The sequence below is a fragment of the Burkholderia sp. HI4860 genome, from assembly GCF_002223045.2.
Classification (GTDB): Bacteria; Pseudomonadota; Gammaproteobacteria; order Burkholderiales; family Burkholderiaceae; genus Burkholderia.
The window spans coordinates 1639436-1655778 of sequence record NZ_NKFO02000001.1 but is presented as its reverse complement, the minus strand read 5'-3'; the positions used below and the strand labels follow the sequence as shown (position 1 = coordinate 1655778).

At 66.8% G+C, this 16343-nt stretch carries 17 protein-coding genes; 8 read left to right on the top strand and 9 right to left on the bottom strand.

The features are described 5' to 3' along the window. The first annotated feature begins 138 nt into the window (after positions 1-138). Both CFB34_RS07395 and CFB34_RS07390 read left to right on the top strand, forming a co-directional pair. Positions 139-456 (top strand): type II toxin-antitoxin system RelE/ParE family toxin, encoded by a 318-nt coding sequence (locus CFB34_RS07395; RefSeq protein WP_347404465.1) that lies wholly within the window; start codon positions 139-141, stop codon positions 454-456. Between the two features lie 3 nt (positions 457-459). Continuing rightward, positions 460-759, top strand: coding sequence for an addiction module antidote protein (locus CFB34_RS07390; protein WP_048250151.1), 300 nt, complete (start codon positions 460-462; stop codon positions 757-759). 54 nt (positions 760-813) lie between these two features. Here CFB34_RS07390 and CFB34_RS07385 read toward each other — a convergent pair whose 3' ends face one another. The 5 genes from CFB34_RS07385 to andAc all read right to left on the bottom strand — a co-directional run bounded on the left by CFB34_RS07385 (position 814) and on the right by andAc (position 5599). Further along, on the bottom strand, positions 814-2100 hold the full coding sequence (locus CFB34_RS07385; protein WP_089443058.1) for a DUF445 domain-containing protein: 1287 nt from the start codon (positions 2098-2100) through the stop codon (positions 814-816). A gap of 170 nt (positions 2101-2270) precedes the next feature. After that, positions 2271-3488 (bottom strand): anthranilate 1,2-dioxygenase system ferredoxin--NAD(+) reductase, encoded by a 1218-nt coding sequence (gene andAa, locus CFB34_RS07380; protein WP_089443059.1) that lies wholly within the window; start codon positions 3486-3488, stop codon positions 2271-2273. Continuing rightward, positions 3478-3804 carry an anthranilate 1,2-dioxygenase ferredoxin subunit AndAb gene (gene andAb / locus CFB34_RS07375; protein WP_006479527.1) on the bottom strand — a complete coding sequence of 109 codons (327 nt, stop codon included), beginning with the start codon at positions 3802-3804 and terminating at the stop codon, positions 3478-3480. The genes andAa and andAb overlap by 11 nt, the downstream gene beginning before the upstream one ends. A 20-nt stretch (positions 3805-3824) precedes the next feature. Next, positions 3825-4310 carry an anthranilate 1,2-dioxygenase small subunit AndAd gene (gene andAd / locus CFB34_RS07370; protein WP_089443060.1) on the bottom strand — a complete coding sequence of 162 codons (486 nt, stop codon included), beginning with the start codon at positions 4308-4310 and terminating at the stop codon, positions 3825-3827. Between the two features lie 17 nt (positions 4311-4327). Further along, positions 4328-5599, bottom strand: a complete 1272-nt coding sequence (gene andAc / locus CFB34_RS07365) for an anthranilate 1,2-dioxygenase large subunit AndAc (RefSeq protein WP_089443061.1) — start codon at positions 5597-5599, stop codon at positions 4328-4330. 213 nt (positions 5600-5812) lie between these two features. On the opposite strand from andAc, the gene andR reads away from it, so the two are divergent. Continuing rightward, positions 5813-6772: an anthranilate 1,2-dioxygenase regulatory protein AndR gene (gene andR, locus CFB34_RS07360; RefSeq protein WP_069251003.1), complete on the top strand. Its 960-nt coding sequence runs from the start codon at positions 5813-5815 to the stop codon at positions 6770-6772. 139 nt (positions 6773-6911) lie between these two features. Here the strand turns inward: andR and CFB34_RS07355 are convergent, their stop codons facing one another. Further along, positions 6912-7802: a LysR family transcriptional regulator gene (locus tag CFB34_RS07355; protein ID WP_089443062.1), complete on the bottom strand. Its 891-nt coding sequence runs from the start codon at positions 7800-7802 to the stop codon at positions 6912-6914. Positions 7803-7893: 91 nt separating this feature from the next. Here CFB34_RS07355 and CFB34_RS07350 point away from each other — a divergent pair, with 91 nt between their 5' ends. From CFB34_RS07350 to catC, 3 genes are read left to right on the top strand one after another with little or no spacing between them, the layout of a single operon-like run. Continuing rightward, positions 7894-9027, top strand: coding sequence for a muconate/chloromuconate family cycloisomerase (locus CFB34_RS07350; RefSeq protein ID WP_089443063.1), 1134 nt, complete (start codon positions 7894-7896; stop codon positions 9025-9027). A 31-nt stretch (positions 9028-9058) separates the two neighbouring features. Continuing rightward, positions 9059-9961: a catechol 1,2-dioxygenase gene (catA, locus tag CFB34_RS07345; protein ID WP_089443064.1), complete on the top strand. Its 903-nt coding sequence runs from the start codon at positions 9059-9061 to the stop codon at positions 9959-9961. 43 nt (positions 9962-10004) lie between these two features. Then, complete coding sequence (gene catC, locus CFB34_RS07340) at positions 10005-10295, top strand: muconolactone Delta-isomerase (protein ID WP_089443065.1); 291 nt, start codon at positions 10005-10007, stop codon at positions 10293-10295. 105 nt (positions 10296-10400) lie between these two features. Here the strand turns inward: catC and CFB34_RS07335 are convergent, their stop codons facing one another. Further along, complete coding sequence (locus CFB34_RS07335) at positions 10401-11588, bottom strand: hypothetical protein (protein WP_089443066.1); 1188 nt, start codon at positions 11586-11588, stop codon at positions 10401-10403. Positions 11589-11737: 149 nt separating this feature from the next. After that, complete coding sequence (locus CFB34_RS07330; RefSeq protein WP_089443067.1) at positions 11738-12526, bottom strand: NAD(P)H-dependent oxidoreductase; 789 nt, start codon at positions 12524-12526, stop codon at positions 11738-11740. 86 nt (positions 12527-12612) lie between these two features. Between CFB34_RS07330 and CFB34_RS07325 the strand changes: the two genes are divergently transcribed. Together CFB34_RS07325 and CFB34_RS07320 are read left to right on the top strand one after the other, a co-directional pair. After that, complete coding sequence (locus tag CFB34_RS07325; RefSeq protein ID WP_089443068.1) at positions 12613-13506, top strand: LysR family transcriptional regulator; 894 nt, start codon at positions 12613-12615, stop codon at positions 13504-13506. 164 nt (positions 13507-13670) lie between these two features. Beyond that, positions 13671-14075 (top strand): DUF2471 family protein, encoded by a 405-nt coding sequence (locus CFB34_RS07320; protein WP_039344831.1) that lies wholly within the window; start codon positions 13671-13673, stop codon positions 14073-14075. A 195-nt stretch (positions 14076-14270) separates the two neighbouring features. On the opposite strand, the gene CFB34_RS07315 is transcribed toward CFB34_RS07320, so the two are convergent. Further along, positions 14271-16304, bottom strand: coding sequence for an NADPH-dependent 2,4-dienoyl-CoA reductase (locus tag CFB34_RS07315; RefSeq protein WP_089443377.1), 2034 nt, complete (start codon positions 16302-16304; stop codon positions 14271-14273). Positions 16305-16343: the final 39 nt, after the last annotated feature.

The following is a 16343-nucleotide window of genomic DNA, read 5'->3' as shown; positions in this document are numbered from 1 at the left end:
TGATTGTAGACGGATTCGGACGATCCCGACTTCGGCCGAACGGCCAATCAGCACGCAAACGAAGCGCACGGCACTACCGTAGCGGCAATGAAACTCAACCCCTCAGACATGTGAACCATGGTTGACACACTGCAATCCATGCCCTACAGTGCGCCTACGTTCAGCATCCGGACCACCGACGTCTTCGACGCCTGGTTTGCCGGCCTGCCGGATCGCGTCGCGAAGCGCCGCATCCAGGCACGCATCGACCGCCTCTCGATGGGCAATCCGGGCGACTGGAAGTCCGCCGGCTCGCCGATTGTCGAGATGCGGATCGACCACGGCCCAGGCTATCGCGTCTACTACGTCCGGCGCGGAACGATCTGGGTCATCCTGCTCTGCGGCGGCGATAAATCGACGCAACAGGCCGACATCCGCGCCGCGCACGCGATGCTCGCGCATCTCGACATGGAGTAACCGATGGACAAGATCCGCACCCGGCCGTGGGATTCGGCCGATCATCTGAAAACCGAAGACGACATGGCCGACTACTTCGAAGCGTGCCTGCAGGAAGCCGGTGACGATCCGGCCTTCATCGCGCATGCGCTCGGCGTGATCGCGCGGGCACGCGGCATGTCGCAGGTCGCGCGCGATGCGGGCCTGTCGCGCGAAGGGCTGTACAAGGCACTGTCGCACGACGGCAACCCGAGCTTCGGCACGATCCTGAAGGTCATCAAGGCGCTCGGCCTGCAACTGCACGGCTCGAAAGCGCACGCCTGATGCGCGGGCGCGGCCCGTCCCGCCCGCGGCGCGATACCCGTGGCCGTGGCCGTGTCAGTGCAGCCAGCCGGCCGCCCAGCGCGGCACCAGCGACACCAGATACAACCCGAGCCCGATCAGCCCGCCGACCAGCGTGCCGTTGATGCGGATGTATTGCAGATCCTTGCCGATGTTCAGCTCGATCTGCCGCGACATCTCGCGCGCATCCCAGTTGCGCACCGTGTCGCGGATGTGGCGCATCAGGAAATCCGCGAAATCCGGCGCCATCTCGTGCACGGCCTTCTCAACGTGCTCATTCAGCGACGCACGCAATGCCGGGCTCTCCGCGAGCCGCGCACCGAGCCAGCCGCCGAGCATCGCGGCCTGCCGGTGCAGCGCCGAATCGGGGCGCGCGAGATCGGCCTTCAGCCACGCGCGCAACTGATCCCACAGGTCGCGCACATAGTCGTTGAACGCAGCGCCGTCGCGGATATAGCGCTTGATCTCCTCGCCCTTCTCGATGAACGCGGGATCGTGCTTCAACCGCTCGGTCAAGCGCAGAACCGTCCGGTCGAAACGTTGCCGCAGCTCGTGCTCGGGATCGGCTGCCACGCCCTCCAGCACGCGGCTCACCGCGCTCGCGAGCATCCGCGCGCCGTTCTCGCCGAACCACTGCGTCGGCATGATCTTCTCGACCTTCGGGTACTGCGTCTTCAGCCATTCGACGATGAAGCCCGCGATCACCTCGCGGTTCTCCTCCTTGTCGAGCACGTCGACCACCTGTTCGATCGCATCGTCGAGCAGCGCCTGGTGGCGGCCGTCCTTCGTCAGCGTGTCGAGGATCGCGCCGGCCGATTGCGACAGGTCGACCCGGTCGATCACCGCGCGAAACGCGTCGTGGACGAACGACTGAATCCGCGCGTCGTCGGTCATGTCGAGCGCGAAACTCATCAGCTTCGTCACATAGCCGCCGAGCGCCTCCGTGTTCGCCGGCTCGCCGAGCCACGCGCCGAGTTTCTGCGCGGGGTCGTGTTGGCGAATCTGCGCGGCGAGTGCGTCGGGGCCGAGGAATTTCTCGCGCACGAACACCGCGAGGTTGTCGGCGATCTTGTCCTTGTTCTTCGGAATGATCTCGGTGTGGCGCGACACGAACGGGATCGGCACGCGGCGAAACAGCGCGACGACCGCGAACCAGTCGGCGAGCGCGCCGACCATCGCGGCTTCGGCCACGGCCTTGACGCCGTCGACCCACGGGCCGCGCGGCAGCAGAATCGTCGTGACGAACACCGCGACGGCGGCCAGCAACAGCCACAGGGCACGGCGCTTGCTGCGTTTCAGTTCGAGGGCTTTGTCTGGCGTCATGGGCAACGGGTCGGGCGAACGATGCCGCTAATATGCACCGGTTGCGGGGCTGCCGACAAACATTGCGACACGCGTCGAGCGTGCCGGACGCCACCGGATCGGATCGGCGGATTGCACACGGCGCCGGCCGGCATCGTTACCGCATGCCGGGCCGGACGACCGAGCGCCCGCTACATGAACGTCTTCAGGTTCACCGCCGGATCCGCAAGCTTCACCGGGTCCGGCACCGCCCCGGCCGCGATCAACCGGCGCGATGCGCCGATGTCGCGCCCCAGGTTCGCCGCCGCCACCGCGACGATCCTGCCGTCATCCCCCAGCCCGAACACCGTGAACGCCCCATTCGCCGGATCGCCGCGCACGACGATCGTGCGCTCGCTGCCGAACAGCCCAAGCATCTGCAGGTTGCAGTCGTACTGATCCGACCAGAGCCACGGCAGCTCGGCATAGGTCTCGTCCGCGCCGAGCAGGTTCGCGGCCGCAACCGCCGGCTGGTTCTCGGCCACCTGCCACGATTCGATCCGAACGTGACGCCCGAGCAACGGATTGAAGTGCATCGTCACCTCGCCCGCCGCGAAGATCGCGGGATCGACCGTGCGGCAGCCCGCGTCGACGCGAATCCCGTTGTCGACATCGAGCCCCGCCGCCTGCGCCAGCTCGACATTCGGCACCACACCGATGCCGACCACGACGAGATCGGCCGGCACGTCGCCACGATCTGTCTCGACGATTGCGCCGCCCGGGGCGCGCCGGATCGCGCGCGGCAGCGTCGTCATCTGGAAGACCACGCCCCGCGCGTCGTGCAACCGATGCGCATACGCACCGACCACTTCCGGCAACGCACGTTGCAGCAGGCGCGGCGCCGGATCGATCACCGTCACGTCACACCCGAGCTGGCGCGCCGCCGCCGCGACCTCCAGCCCGATGAACCCGCCGCCAAGCACCGCCACGCGGCGGCCCGGCACAAGCTGCGCACGCAACGCACGTGCATCGTCGACCGTGCGGACGTAATGCGGCGTGACGCCTGCGTCGATCTCACCACCGAACATGCGCACCCGCGAACCCGTCGCGAGCACGAGCCGCGCATAAGCCAGCGTCGTGCCGTCGTCGAGCCGCACGCGCTGCGCATCGCGTTCGATCGCATCGACACGCGTACCCAGCCGCAACTCGATGCGCTGCGCGTCGTACCACGCCGCGTCGCGCACGAACGCACGCTGCTCGCCGCCGTCCGTCAACAGCGCATCTTTCGACAGCGCAGGTCGGTCGTACGGCAGCGCGCGCTCCGCGCCGATCATCACGATGCGCGCCGCCGCGTCGCGCTCGCGCAGCGCTTCGGCCGTGCGCCGCGCGGCATGCCCGGCGCCGACGATCACGAACGGATCAGCCGACATTGACTTCCACCTGCCCGTCGACGATCCGGATCGGATAGGTCCGCACCGGCTCCGTGATCGGCGCGCATTTCGGTGCGCCGGTGCGGATGTCGATCAGCCCCTGGTGCAGCGGGCATTCGACGCAGCCATCCTCCACATAGCCTTCGGACAGCCTCGCGTGGCCGTGCGTGCAGAGGTCGTGCATCGCGAACAGTTCGTCGCCGATCCGGAACACGGCGATCGGCTTCTGGCCGGCGACGCGCGCGGCCGGTTCGTCTTCGGAGAATTCGTCGAAAGCGCCGAGCGGATGCCACTCGGCGAGCGTTGCTTCGGTCATGTCAGTTCCTTGCTTCCGTATCAGATCGGGGTGGCGAGCAGTGTCTGCACGCGCGACGTGTCGTAGATCACCCGCTTGGTCTTGTAGCGCAGCCCGTCCGGCGTGCGCACGACCGTGTCGTAGTACTTGCCGGCCTGGTACACGTTCGACTCGCCGTTGCTGCGCGTCTGCACGACGACGTAGTTGCTCTCGGTGTCGATCTCGCCGTCGCGTTCCGCGACGATCGTCAGGCCCGACGTCATGTGCCGGTACGTATGCTCTTCGTAGATGTTCGCGTGCCGCAGCGACACCACGCGGTCGCGCAGCATCCGCTGGTTCGTGCAGTGGACGATCCCGACCGGCAGCCCGAGGTCGGCGTTCTCCTTCGGCACGATTTCGTACGTGCAATCCTCGGTGAACATCGTCGGCCAGGCTTCGAGCCGGTCGTTGTCGAGGTGCCCGATATAGCGGTTCTGGAGCATGTAAATCTCGAACCACGTCTTCATGTCTTCCGTCAGGTTTTCCATCGTTCCGCGCTCCCGCTTCAATAGCCCATCAGCTTCTGGTAGCCGACCCAGAACTTGCGGATCAGGCTCTCGGTGATCACCGTGTCCTGCTGGTCCGGATTGCCGCGCGACATCTCGATCACCGACGTCGCGTCGCCGTCGCGCACCGTGCCGCGCTGCACGAGCTCGGTCGCCTCCGTGTCCTCCATCGAGATGTAGCCGGCCGGCCCGACGAGGTTCGCCTGCTTGATGCGCAGCGCGCGCAGCTCGGGCGTATCGTCCGCGTAGCCGAAGAAGTGGAAGATCAGCTCGAAGTTGTCGGGGCCTTTCGGCAGGATCTGCCGTGCGACCAGCGTGTTGTGGATCTGCTGGATCACGAGCTGCGGGAAGATCGGCTGGATATGGTTCGTGCAGTCCTCGTCGTATTCCGACACGAGGTCGAGAATCGATTCGTCTTCCAGATGAAAGCCTTCGTCGAACGAGCGGATGTTCTGCTGCTTGTACGCGGCCGACGTGTCGTCGCCCGTCTTCGTCACCGTGATGATGCTGTGCAGCCCGTGGTTCGCATCCGGAATCGAGCGCGCCTTCATCCCCACGCGGAAGATGTTGAAGGTCGTATGGAACAGGTGCAGCATGCTCGCGTGATACGGGTCCTTCACGTTCTCCATGTACAGCTTCCAGTTCGACTTCGAATACTGGCGCGTGCAGCCGAGATACTCGATTGGCTTGTGGAAGATCCGGTCGATCCACGGGCGCATCTGCTCGCCGAGATAGTCGGGCAGCGGCATCACGTCGTCGCTGAAGGTCGCGAACACGAGCCCTCGATAGCTGTCGACGCGCAGCTTGCGCAGCCCGTGCTGCTTCGGGTCGAAGTCGGCCGGCATCCCGGACATCCCCTTCTGGCCGCGCCGGAACGGCACGCCGAGCAGGTTGCCCGAATTGTCGAAGCTCCACTGGTGATAGACGCACGTGTGCGAGCTCGCGTTGCCGCGCGACTTGCGGCACACCTGCGCGCCGCGGTGCGCGCAGCGGTTCACCCACGCGGACAGCGTGCCGTCCTCGGTACGCGTGACGACCACCGGCGTGTCGCCGACGAACGTGCTCTTGAAGTCGCCGGCGTTCGGGATTTCCGCTTCCAGCGCGACGAAGTTCCACGTCGGGCCGCGGAAGATGCGTTCCTGCTCGCGATCGTAGACCGCGCGCGAGCTGAACACCTTGTACGGCACGCGCGAGCCGTCGTCGTGCGGAAAGCTCACGTCGGACGCGTCGTCGCGCGCGGCGAAAACGACGGGCGATTCTGTCTGCTCCATGTCGGACTCCTTGTCGATCCGTTGCGTTGAATGCATGGAGCCGATTTTTGAAAAGCTAATATTCGCCGTCTATCCGGAAAGTGCGATTGCGGCAGCGCAATATCCACTTTCGGCGGATTTCTGCGCTAGCATGACGGCACACACGACCCGGCGCACGATCGCGACCCATTGATCGGATCGACGCGCACGCCGTCCACACCAAGGCTGATGCCCATGTCCCCAACGTCGTTCGAGCCGCTCGCGCTGCGCGCGCACCGGCTGTTCGAATCCCGCGATCTCGACGAGACGCGCGAGCGGATCTCGCGCGTGATGCAGCCGCATGCGCTGTTGCCGAACGGTCGCACGCGCGGCGCGTCGCACATGGATTTCGTCAGGCTCGGCGGGCTCGGGATCGGCACGATCGCGTTCGGCGACGCGATGCGCGTGCAGGTCGACGCGGTCGACGGCTACTACCTGCTGATGTTCTGCCTGTCCGGCCAGGCCGAGGTGCGCGCGATGGGGCGGCAGCTCGGCGTCGATGGCCAGACCGGCGTGCTGTGTGCGCCCGGCGAACGCTTCGACGCGGTGCTGTCCGCCGATTGCGAGCAGTTCGTGCTGCGCATCGACGCGGCGACCGTCGGCTCGCTGACCGGCGACCCCCGCGCGACGCTCGATCCCGTGCTGCATGTCAGCGACGCGGCGCTCGCCGCGTGGCGCCAGCAACTGATGCTCGTCGCCCGCTCGCCCGAACTGCTCGAACGCGCGAACGCGAACCCGCGTGTCGCCTCACAGCTCGAGCACCTGCTGATCGACCTGTTGATCGAAGGCCACCCGCCGTCCGTGCTGCAGGCGTCGCACCGCGACCCGGCGCCGGGCTTCGTGCGGCGCGCGCAGGAGTTTGTGAACGCGCACTACGCGCAACCGCTGCAACTCGCCGATATCGTCCAGGCCGCCAATGTGCCGGAGCGGACGCTGCGCGATGCGTTCCTGCAGTTCCGCGGGATGAGCCCGATGCAATACCTGCGCGCGACGCGGCTCGACCACGCGCGCGAGCTGCTGCGCGGCGCGGTGTCCGACCGGCGGATCGCCGATGTCGCGCTCGATTGCGGGTTTACGCATCTGGGGCGGTTCGCGATCGCGTATCGGGAGAAGTTCGGGGAATCGCCTTCGGAAACGCTCGACGGGAAGCGGTAACGTCGTCGCGCATGCTCGCGCGGCCGGTGGCTTGCGTCACCGGCAAAGCGCTCGCACGACAGCACGGCGCCCTCTCCGCATCTGCCAGTCGCTGCCGAAACAGACCGTTAGTTGCGATTTATAGCGACGATGACAACCGTCACCCCACGGGCCCGATCATCGCCCGCGCAATCGCGCAAAACGCGGCCGTCGCCGCGCTTTCGCCGTGCAGCCGGCGGCTCATGATGATCGGCGACGTCGCGGCCGGCTCCGGCAACCGCCGGTAGACCACACCCTTTACGCGCACGCCCTCCACGCTCTCCGGCACCAGCGACACGCCGACCTGCGCGGCCACCAGCCCGAGCGCCGTCTGCAGCTCGCGCACCTCGTGAACGGCCGCCGGCACCAGCGCGCCGTCGCGCAACGCCGACAGCTGCTGATCGGCGAAGCTCGGCCGCGGCGTGCTCGGATAGACGATCAGCGTCTCGTTCGCGATGTCCGCGAGCGTCAGCGGCCGGGCCGGATCGGCGAGCCGATGCCCGACCGGCAGCGCCGCGATCAGCTTTTCCTCGATCAGCGCCTCGCGCACCAGCTGGTCGTCGTCGAAGCGCAGCCGGCCGAAGCCCACGTCGATCCGCCCGCCCTTCAGCGCGCCGAGTTGCTCGAGCGTGAACATTTCGATCAGCGACAACTCGACGTCCGGCTGCGCCTCGCGAAACGCGCGGATCACGTCCGGCAGCGCGCCGTACAGCGTCGACGGCACGAAGCCGATCACGATCCGCTCCGACAGCTGCGCGAGCCGCCGCGTCAGCGGGCCGAGCTCGTCGGCCTGGTCGACGAGGCGCTTCGCCTGCGCATAGAACACGCGCCCCGCATCCGTCAGTTTCAGCGGCCGCGCGCCGCGCTCGAACAGCGGCAGTCCGATTTCGTCCTCGATCGCCTGGAGCTGGCGGCTGAGCGGCGGCTGCGTCATGTGCAGCCGCTCCGCCGCCCGCGTGATGTTCATTTCCTCGGCGACGGCGATGAAGTAGCGGAGCTGACGCAATTCCATTTCATGCCTCAAAGGTATGGAAGTAGTCGGAAAGAGTGTTGGACGACGCGGGGCGGGAATTCCTACCATGTGCACCAACAGGAGGAATCGCATGATAGCAACTGCCGCCACCATCGAACGCATCGAGACGCTGCTCGTCGACGTTCCGACGATCCGGCCCCACAAATTATCGGTCGCGACGATGAACTGTCAGACCCTCGTGCTGGTGCGTATTCGATGCACGGACGGTATCGAAGGCGTCGGCGAGGCGACCACCATCGGCGGTCTCGCGTACGGCGAGGAAAGCCCCGAAAGCATCAAGGTCAACATCGACACCTACTTCGCACCGCTGCTGCAGGGCATGGACGCGACCCGCCCGGGCGCTGCGCTGGCGCGCGCCCGCAAGCTGTTCCAGGGCAACCGCTTCGCGAAGTGCGCGATCGAAACCGCGCTGTTCGACGCGCAGGCGCGCCGCCTCGGCGTGCCGCTGTCGGAACTGTTCGGCGGCCGCCGGACCGATGCGGTCGAGGTCGCCTGGACGCTCGCGAGCGGCGACACGCAGCGCGACATCGCGGAAGCCGAGGCGATGCTCGACGCGCGCCGCCACCGTGCGTTCAAGCTGAAGATCGGCTCGAACGCGGTGGCCGACGACGTCGCACACGTGATCGCGATCAAGCGCGCGCTCGGCGAACGCGGCGACGTGCGCGTCGACGTGAACCAGGCGTGGAGCGAAACCGACGCGATCTGGGCCGGCGCGCGCTTGGCGGAAGCCGGCGTGAGCCTGGTCGAGCAGCCGATCGCGGCAACCAACCGCGCGGGGCTGAAACGCCTCACGCAACTGGCGCAGGTGCCGATCATGGCCGACGAGGCGCTGCACGGCCCCGTCGATGCATTCGCGCTCGCGCAGGATCGCGCAGCCGACGTGTTCGCGGTGAAGATCGCGCAATCGGGCGGGCTGCAGGGTGCGGCGAGCGTCGCGTCGATCGCGGCGGCGGCCGGCATCGAACTGTACGGCGGCACGATGCTCGAGGGCGCGGCCGGCACGATGGCGTCCGCGCAACTGTTCAGCACGTTCGACTCGCTGAAATGGGGCACCGAGCTGTTCGGCCCGCTGCTGCTCACCGAGGAGATCCTCGTCGAGCCGCTGCGCTACGCGGATTTCAAGCTGCACCTGCCGGCAGCGCCCGGCCTCGGCATCACCTTCGACTGGGCGCGCATCGAACGGATGCGACGCGACGCCCGCTGACCCCACACGACAACCGAAACCGGAGACACAGATGAACAAGCAAGCCATCGACGCACTGCTGAAGACCTTCGACGACGCCGCCGAGAAGCCGGGCAACCCGCGCGTGCGCGCGATCGTCAACCGGATCGTGAAGGACATCTGCTACACGATCGAGGACTTCGACGTGCAGCCGAGCGAATTCTGGACGGCGCTGAACTACCTGAACGAAGCCGGCCGCGAATTCGGGCTGATCGCCGCGGGCCTCGGCCTCGAGCGCTTCCTCGACGTGCGCATGGACGAAGCCGAGGAAAAGGCCGGCATCCAGGGCGGCACGCCGCGCACGATCGAAGGGCCGCTGTATGTGGCCGGCGCGCCGGAATCGGTCGGCCATGCGCGTCTCGACGACGGCACCGATCCGGGCCAGACGCTCATCATGCGCGGCCAGGTGCTGGGCCAGGACGGCGCACCGATCGCGAACGCGCTGGTCGAGGTGTGGCACGCGAACCATCTCGGCAACTACTCGTACTTCGATCAGTCGCAGCCCGCGTTCAACCTGCGCCGCTCGATCCGTACCGATGCCGAAGGCCGCTACAGCTTCCGCAGCGTGCTGCCGGTCGGCTACAGCGTGCCGCCGGGCAGCAAGACCGAGCAACTGCTCGATCAGCTCGGCCGCCACGGCCATCGCCCTGCGCACATTCACTTCTTCGTTTCGGCGGACGGTTATCGTAAGCTGACGACGCAGATCAACATCGATGGCGATCCGCACCTGTGGGACGACTTCGCGTTCGCGACGCGCGACGGGTTGATCCCGCCGGTGAAGCAGGCCGAAGGCGCGGAAGGCAAGCCGTATGGCGTCGACGGGCAGTTCGCGCTGATCGATTTCGACTTCTCGCTGCTCAAGGAAAAGCCGGACGTGCCGGGCAGCGAAGTCGAGCGGGCCCGCGCGCAGGCGTGAGCGGCCTTCCGATTCGACGAACCGATTACGCAAGGAGTGCAGGATGCTGTTTCATGTGGAAATGACCGTCCGTCTGCCGACGGACATGGATCCGGTCAAGGCGGCCACGCTGAAGGCGGAAGAAAAGGCGATGTGCCAGCGGCTGATGAGCGAAGGGACCTGGCGGCATCTGTGGCGGATCGCCGGGCAGTATGCGAACGTCAGCATCTTCGACGTCGAAAGCGCGCAGCAGCTGCATGACGTGCTGAGCCAGCTGCCGCTGTTCCCGTATATGGAGATGGAAGTGCGGGCGCTGTGCCGGCATCCTTCTTCGGTGCGGGAAGACGATCGGTAAGCAAGCAGTCGAGCACTGACAAGAAAGACGGGCGGCCTGCGATTGCCTCGCAGGCCGCCCGTTTCATTGCGTCAGCCGCAGCGGTCGATCGGGTTGCCGCGCAGCCTACTTCTTCTCCGCCTCCATCTTGTCGGCGACGTCGTCGCCATACACCTTCGCGACGCGTCGCGCGACGATCGCCTCCATCAGCGTCTTGTCGAAATCGTCGGCGGCTTTCCAGCCGCTGCCCTCCTTGACGAACGTGAAATCGCCCTTCAACTGCAGCATCGACGGCGCGCCGATCGCACCGAGCAACCGGTCGCGATAATCGATCAGCAACGGACACGACACGCGGTCGCCATCGATCGGCTTGCAGTCGGCGGCCGGCATGACACCGAACACGCTGCTCGTCAGCGTCGTCGGTGTGTCGTCGCCGAACCTCGGCTTGCCGTAGCGCGGCATGCGCGCCGACACGTCCTTGTCGAGTTGCGCGACGCCTGCCATGAAAGCCGCGCTGATGACGTCGCGGCCAAGCGGTGCGCCGAGTTTCGGATCGAGGCCCTGCGCACTGTAGCGAGCCGTCACGTATTCGGGCGAGAACGTCTGCACGACAAAGGCGCTCTTTTCCTTGTCGTCGTGCCGGACCACATAGCCGAGCGTCGCGTGCTCGTCGGCGATACTCACGTCCGCCAGGCAGCCGCGCGCCCGATTGGCCTCGTCGTAGCCGACTTCACGGGGGTTGCTGACGTGCGGGAACGACTTGGTACCCCGGTCGAGCATTTGCATCGGGTTCCTGCGCATCATGTCCCTGCGCGCGTCGAACAACAGCGAATTCAGCGCCTTGGTGGTGCTCGACGCGCCGCATGCGGGCGCCGATGCGGGCCACAACAGGTAGGCGCCCACCGCAAGCGCCGCCGCCAGGCCGCCGAAGCCGATCAGCATCTGCTTCTTCTTTTGCTCACGCTGCATCGATGCGATCGTTTCGTTCCGACGCTGTTCGAACCGGGGCGGATCGATCTCCTCCAGCACCGTCATCAGGACGATTTTCGCATTGCCGCTCGCGTAGTGGCCGTCCAGCAGTTCATGCGTGGCTTTCGCTTCGGCGTTCGCCGTCGTATAGCCCTCGGCAATCAGCCAGTCGAGCATTTTGCGCGGGGAATCGGTGTCGGGAAGCTCGGCCGGTGCGTCCCTCAGACGCTGGGTGACGCGCGCCGCCTGCTCCTCCGTCAGATAGCCGCCGGCTTCGAGTTCGATCAGCAGGACGGCGCGGTTGTCATCGATCGGTTCTGCGTGGCCCGGTGGTTCGAAAGTCATCGTTGTTGTTCTCCGTCGAGACGGATTCGCTGCACGGGCCGTGCCGGCCTATTGTGCAGACGAATCGCGTCGATCTCCGGAAACTACTTGATTCGGGCGCAGGTGTCGATATGCCCGCGCGCCGCTTTCTCCCTCGGGCCGGCCATGCATCATCCATGCTCGTGCGCCAGATGCACCGCATACCCCACCTTCCCCGGCACGATTTCGTCCTTCAGCGTCAACGCCGGAATCTGGTAATCGCCCGCGTTCTGCCGGCGGAACGGGATCGGCTGCGTGGTCCACAGTTCATCCAGACGCTTGCCGAGCGCCGCGCGCGTTTCGTCGAAGCGCGCGTCGTTCATCTTCCCCGTCCGGTAGATCACGAACGGCGGCAGCACGTCGAAGCCTGGGTAATACAGCATCCCGTGCTGGATCGGGAACAGCACGTCGTCGATCGGCCCGTTGATGCCGCGCGGGCTGTAATGCGACTCCCACCCGCCCGCAGTGACGATCACCATCGCGCGCTTGCCGGCAAGCGAACCTTCGCCATAGCGATCGCCCCAGTGCGTGTCGGAATGCTCGCCCACGCCGTACGCGAAGCCGCACGCATACACGCGCTCGAACCAGCCCTTCATGATCGCCGGCATCGAGAACCACCACAGCGGGAACTGCAGGATCACCGCGTCGGCCCACTTCAGCTTCTCCTGCTCGCGTGCGATGTCTTCGCTTTGCGTACCCGCCGCGAACGCGCGCTTCGAGTCGAGCGACGGATCGAACCGCGCATCGGGCGCACGATCGGTCACGTCGTCCGCGTCGAACGCCGCCTTCCAGTTCATCGCATACAGGTCGGTCACCTGCACCGTGTGGCCGGCCGCTTCGAGATGCGCGACGGAGAAGTCGCGCAATGCGCCGTTCAGCGAACGCGGTTCGGGATGGGCATAGACGATCAGCACATTCATGTTCGGTACTCCGTTGATTGAATGACTGCAGGATGCGACCGCCAACGGTATATTTGAAATGAATTCCTGATATTCCAGGTATAGCCATGAATAATCTCAGACGACTCGATCTCAATCTGCTCGTCACGCTGGACGTGCTGCTCGCCGAGCACAACGTCACGCGCGCGGCCGAGAAACTGAACATGTCGCAGCCGTCGGTGAGCGTGCAATTGCAGAAGCTGCGCGACGTGTTCGGCGATCCGCTGCTGCTGCCGGGGCCGCGTGGAATGCGGCCGACCGCGCGAGCGGAAGCGCTGCGCGAACCGTTGCGCGATGCGCTCGAAGCGGTCGAGCGCGCGGTCATTCCGGCCACGCCGTTCGATCCCGCGACCGCGACGAACACGTGGCGCGTGGCCGCGACCGACTACGGCGAATCGACGATCGTGCTGCCCGCGCTGAACGCGCTGCGTTCGGCCGCGCCCGCCACGCGCCTCGCCGTGGTCGAGCTGGTACCGCCGCGCATCGAGCAGGACACCGAACGAAACGGCATCGATCTCGTCTTCCACATGACCGAAGCGTCGCCGCCCGGCATGCGGCGCTTGCCGCTGTTCGCCGAGCGTTACGTGCTCATCGGCCGTGCCGGGCACCCGAAGCTGAAGCGGCGCCCGACGCTCGCGCAGTTCGGCACGCTCGAGCACGTGATCGTGTCGCCCGACGGCGGCGGCTTCTTCGGCGTGACGGACGAAGCGCTCGCGAAGGTGGGCGCCACGCGGCGCGTCGTGCTGTCGGTGCCGCATTTCCTGTTCGTGCTGTCGGCCGTGGCCAGCACCGATCTCGTCGCGATGGTGCCCGAGCGGCTGGTGCGCGACGTGCCCGCGCTGCGTGTCGTGGCAGCGCCCGTCGACGTGCCCGGCTACGAAATGTCGATGCTGTGGCACGAACGCGTGCATCGCGATCCGGCGCATCGATGGTTGCGGGAGACGATCGCGGCAGCGGTGTAGATCGGTCGCCTGCCCGGGGCGGCCGCCCGCTTCGACCGCCATCGCACGAAATCCTTCATCCGGGGCTTGAAACCGCGCCAAACACTGTATATATTTACAGTGCTTTTGCACCATTTGACCCGAATTCCGTCATTCACAGACGAACGGACTTTTGTGAGGCGACCATGTTCCAGGCATCCGCATTCGATCCCGAGCAACCCGGCTTCAACCCCGTCCACTTCGAGCGCGCCGCGCAGCGGGCGGTTGTCGATCTGCAGCGTGTCGCGGGCGGCCCCGCGCAGCGGGCGCTCGGCCTGCGGCGCCGCACCCATCCCGCGGCCGTGCGCACGATGAGCTGGCAGGCGCTGCTGAACGTCGAAGAGCTGGCATTCTCGAATGCCGGCTTCCTGAGCCGCAACGATCCGGCCGTCGTCGACGCGTTCATCCGGCTGCGCGACAGCCGCCTGGTCGCCGCGGATGTCGAGGAACCGGTCGACTGGCGCCGCGACGATGACGACCTGCCGGCCATCTACCTGATCGTCAAGGCGATGCTGGAAGCGGAAGAGGAAGAACGGGCCGAAGCGGCCTGAGCCGGGTGATGGCCAATCGCCGCCACGGTCTGTCGGGGTAGCGCCGCCACGTTACGTGGCGACGCGGCCGGCGTTGCGGCTCGTTTCAGTCCTGCGCCGGCGAATCGGTGCAGTAGACGGTGAGCCACGAACGGCCGCGCAGGCGGATCACCGCCACGCGGCGTACCTTCGAGCGGCCGTCGCCGCGACCGCCCGTTACAGCCGCGCGGCGAGCCGCGAGCCCTGATCGATCGCGCGCTTCGCGTCGAGTTCGGCGGCCAGTTCCGCGCCGCCGATCAGGTGCACCGAGCGCCCGGCCGCCTGCAGCGGCGCGAGCAACGCGCGCTGCGGCTCCTGCCCCGTGCAGAGCACGATCGTGTCGGCCTCGATCACTTCGTGATCGGTGCGCTGCTCGCCGTATGACACGTGCAGCCCGCGCGCATCGATCAGTTCATAGTTCACGCCGCCGATCATCTTCACCTGCTTCATCTTCAGCGTCGCACGGTGAATCCAGCCGGTCGTCTTGCCGAGCCCCTTGCCGAGCGGCGCGGCCTTGCGCTGCAGCAGCGTCACTTCGCGCGCCGGCGCCGTCACCTGTGCACGCGTTACGCCACCGCGCGTCGCGGCCGGGTCGGTCACCCCCCACTCGGCCTTCCACTCTTCCAGATCGAGCGCCGGCGATTCGCCCTCCTGCACCAGATACTCGGCGACATCGAAGCCGATCCCGCCCGCCCCGACCACCGCGACTCGCCGGCCCACCGGCTGCTTGCCCGCGAGCACGTCGATGTAGCTGAGCACGTTCGGCCCGTCCTGCCCCGGGATCTTCGGGTCGCGCGGCGCGACGCCGGTCGCGAGCACGATCTCGTCGTAGCCGCCCGCGATCAGGTCGTTCGCGTCGACGCGGCGATTCAGGTGCAGGTTCACGCCGGTCAGCTCGATCTGGCGGCCAAAGTAGCTCAGCGCTTCGTGAAACTCTTCCTTGCCGGGAATCCGCTTCGCCATGTTGAACTGGCCGCCGATCTCGGCCGCGCCGTCGAACAGGTCGACCTGATGGCCGCGCTGCGCGAGCACGGTCGAGCATGCGAGCCCGGCCGGCCCCGCGCCGACCACCGCGATGCGTTTCGGCCGCGCGGCGGGCGTGTATTTCAGTTCCGTCTCGTGGCACGCGCGCGGGTTCAGCAGGCACGACGCGATCTGGTTCTTGAACGCGTGATCGAGGCACGCCTGGTTGCAGCCGATGCACGTATTGATTTCGTCGGCACGACCCTGCGCGGCCTTGACGACGAACTCGGCATCCGCGAGCAGCGGGCGCGCCATCGACACCATGTCCGCGCAGCCGTCCGCGAGGATCTGCTCGGCCACTTCGGGGCGGTTGATCCGGTTGGTCGTCACGAGCGGAATGCCTACCTCGCCCTTCATCTTCTTCGTCACCCACGCGAACGCGCCGCGCGGCACCGACGTCGCGATCGTCGGCACCCGCGCCTCGTGCCAGCCGATCCCCGTGTTGATGATGGTCGCGCCCGCGCGCTCGACGGCCTTCGCGAGCTGCACGGTTTCGCTCCAGTCGCTTCCGTCCGGAATCAGGTCGAGCATCGACAGCCGGTAGATCAGGATGAAATCGCGGCCGACCGCTTCGCGCGTACGTTCGATGATCTCGATCGGCAGCCGGATGCGGTTCTCGTACGAACCGCCCCACTGGTCGGTGCGCTTGTTCGTATGCATCGAGATGAACTGGTTGATCAGGTAGCCTTCGGAGCCCATGATCTCGACGCCGTCATACCCGGCTTCCCGCGCGAGCTTCGCGCAGCGGACGAACGCGCGGATCTGCCGCTCGACGCCGCGTGCGCTCAGTTCGTGCGGCGCGAACGGCGAGATCGGCGACTTGATCTTCGACGGCGCGACCGCGAACGGGTGATAGCCGTAGCGTCCCGTATGCAGGATCTGCAGCGCGATCTTGCCATCCTCGGCGTGCACGGCCTCCGTGATCTCGCGATGCCGCCGCGCGGCGCCCGACGTCATCAGCGTGCCGCCGAACGGCTTGGTCCAGCCGGCCACGTTCGGCGCGAAGCCGCCCGTCACGATCAGGCCGACGCCGCCGCGGGCGCGTTCGGCGAAATATTCGGCGAGCCGCGGCAGCGTCTTGCGGCTGTCCTCGAGGCCCGTGTGCATCGAGCCCATCAGCACGCGGTTCTTCAGCGTCGTGAAGCCGAGGTCGAGCGGGGCGAGCAGGTGGGGAAAGGTCGTGGTCATGATGAGCGTGCCGATTCGTGCCAGTAAGCGATGCGTGAC

Excerpts from the sequence above, each read along its gene's own strand:
- CFB34_RS07395 (WP_347404465.1), top strand. The coding sequence starts at position 139 with ATGCCCTACAGTGCGCCTACGTTCAGCATCCGGACCACCGACGTCTTC.
- CFB34_RS07390 (WP_048250151.1), top strand. The coding sequence starts at position 460 with ATGGACAAGATCCGCACCCGGCCGTGGGATTCGGCCGATCATCTGAAA.
- CFB34_RS07385 (WP_089443058.1), bottom strand. The coding sequence starts at position 2,100 with ATGACGCCAGACAAAGCCCTCGAACTGAAACGCAGCAAGCGCCGTGCC.
- andAa (WP_089443059.1), bottom strand. The coding sequence starts at position 3,488 with ATGTCGGCTGATCCGTTCGTGATCGTCGGCGCCGGGCATGCCGCGCGG.
- andAb (WP_006479527.1), bottom strand. The coding sequence starts at position 3,804 with ATGACCGAAGCAACGCTCGCCGAGTGGCATCCGCTCGGCGCTTTCGAC.
- andAd (WP_089443060.1), bottom strand. The coding sequence starts at position 4,310 with ATGGAAAACCTGACGGAAGACATGAAGACGTGGTTCGAGATTTACATG.
- andAc (WP_089443061.1), bottom strand. The coding sequence starts at position 5,599 with ATGGAGCAGACAGAATCGCCCGTCGTTTTCGCCGCGCGCGACGACGCG.
- andR (WP_069251003.1), top strand. The coding sequence starts at position 5,813 with ATGTCCCCAACGTCGTTCGAGCCGCTCGCGCTGCGCGCGCACCGGCTG.
- CFB34_RS07355 (WP_089443062.1), bottom strand. The coding sequence starts at position 7,802 with ATGGAATTGCGTCAGCTCCGCTACTTCATCGCCGTCGCCGAGGAAATG.
- CFB34_RS07350 (WP_089443063.1), top strand. The coding sequence starts at position 7,894 with ATGATAGCAACTGCCGCCACCATCGAACGCATCGAGACGCTGCTCGTC.
- catA (WP_089443064.1), top strand. The coding sequence starts at position 9,059 with ATGAACAAGCAAGCCATCGACGCACTGCTGAAGACCTTCGACGACGCC.
- catC (WP_089443065.1), top strand. The coding sequence starts at position 10,005 with ATGCTGTTTCATGTGGAAATGACCGTCCGTCTGCCGACGGACATGGAT.
- CFB34_RS07335 (WP_089443066.1), bottom strand. The coding sequence starts at position 11,588 with ATGACTTTCGAACCACCGGGCCACGCAGAACCGATCGATGACAACCGC.
- CFB34_RS07330 (WP_089443067.1), bottom strand. The coding sequence starts at position 12,526 with ATGAATGTGCTGATCGTCTATGCCCATCCCGAACCGCGTTCGCTGAAC.
- CFB34_RS07325 (WP_089443068.1), top strand. The coding sequence starts at position 12,613 with ATGAATAATCTCAGACGACTCGATCTCAATCTGCTCGTCACGCTGGAC.
- CFB34_RS07320 (WP_039344831.1), top strand. The coding sequence starts at position 13,671 with ATGTTCCAGGCATCCGCATTCGATCCCGAGCAACCCGGCTTCAACCCC.
- CFB34_RS07315 (WP_089443377.1), bottom strand. The coding sequence starts at position 16,304 with ATGACCACGACCTTTCCCCACCTGCTCGCCCCGCTCGACCTCGGCTTC.